Raw genomic sequence first — 1,595 nt, 5'->3', positions numbered from 1 at the left:
ATACGGGCACTTGCATTTCACGGAAAGGGACATCCTTTAATACATGTGCATAAAGCTCCTTCGATCTAGCGACCAAAGGGCTGTGGAAAGCACAGGCAACTTCTAGTTTTTTGGCAGAGACACGTTCCTGTTTTAACAGCTCCAGCAGTTTTCCGATGGCTGCTGTACTACCTGCGACAACACATTGTGTCGGTGAATTGTAATTCACAGGATAACAGCCTTCGACACGATCGAGGAGCATCTTCAACCGTTCGGCATCAGCATGAACAGCAACCATGGCACCGGGATCGCCATTTTCTACCGAATCCAGGATGGATTGGGCACGTTTGCTGCTCAGTTCGACTAGTTGATCTTCGTCAAATACACCTGCGAAACATAATGCCGGTAACTCGCCGTAGCTATGTCCTGCCAGCATATCCGGGATGATACCCAGTGACTGGAGAAATTTCGCTAAAGCTAAATCGACAATACCCAAAAGCGGTTGTGCCAGACGTGTATCTTTAATGGTTTCTTTTTGTTGTTTTAAGGTTTCGGCATCAAATGTACTTGAAGGAAAGACCACTTTTTCCAGTTCAGGATATTGTGCAATAAGTTTCCGCATTTCGGGGAATACCACAAAGAGATCACGAGCCATATTGATGCGCTGACTGCCCTGTCCCGGAAACAGGAATGCTGTTTTACCTTCGCGTTTATTGACAATAAAGGTGTCTTTGCTTTCAATGCCAGATAATGCCAGTTCGATTTTCATCATCAGGTCTTCAGCGGTATCGGCAACAATACTGAGCTGGATCGCTTTTTCAGAAGCTATGGCTAAGCTGTAGGCGATATCTTTTAGCGGAAGGCTATCGTTGATATCTAAAAGTGCTTTTACTTGCCCCAATTGTCCCTTAGCTTCGTCGTAGTTATCGCCACGAAAAACGAACAGTTCTGATGGCCAGGATTGCAGGGCGACTGTGCTGTCTTCCTGCGGATGGTTGGCGATAACAGCATGGAAATTCGTTCCACCAAAACCGAAGGCGCTGATGCCAGCATAGCGTCTTTTTTCCCCCCATAAACCTGTTTCGGCATGAAAAGCAAAAGGGCTTGTTTGTGCGTTATAATAGGCATTCGGCCGCTGGAGGTGAAGTGTCGGTGGTTTTACACCATGAAATACAGCTAGGGAAGCTTTGATCAATCCTGCCAATCCTGCGGCACATTTGGTGTGGCCGATCTGGGTTTTGACTGAACCTAAATGCGTTTGTGCCGGTAGTGCCCCTGAGCGGCTGAATAAGTTCGTCAATGCGCTTAGTTCTGTTTTATCACCGACCACGGTGCCCGTACCATGGGCTTCGACCAGTCCAACCGATGCTGCGCTGACACCCGCTTGGCTATAGGCCCGTTCCAAGGCCCGTACCTGACCGATTTTTCGCGGGGCTGTAAGTCCCAGCGCTTTACCATCGCTGGAACCACCCACACCTTTGATTACTGAGTAGATACGGTCACCATCACGTATGGCATCTTCGTAACGCTTGAGTACCAATATGGCTACTCCCTCGCCCAGAGCGATACCATCCGCTTCGCTGTCAAATGTGGCACATCGTCCTTTGCGTGAGAGT

Annotated in this window: 1 protein-coding gene; it reads right to left on the bottom strand. The window is 48.5% G+C overall.

Features of this window, described 5'->3' with window-relative positions; genetic code table 11:
- Positions 1 to 1,595 (bottom strand): acyltransferase domain-containing protein (locus VN105_RS28870; protein WP_325646811.1); only part of this gene is annotated, 1,595 nt, incomplete at both ends.

Origin of the sequence: Chitinophaga sp., assembly GCF_035564935.1 — a bacterium.
GTDB lineage: Bacteria > Bacteroidota > Bacteroidia > Chitinophagales > Chitinophagaceae > Chitinophaga.
Note: the sequence above shows the minus strand (reverse complement) of the source record. Positions and strands in the feature narration are given on the sequence as shown.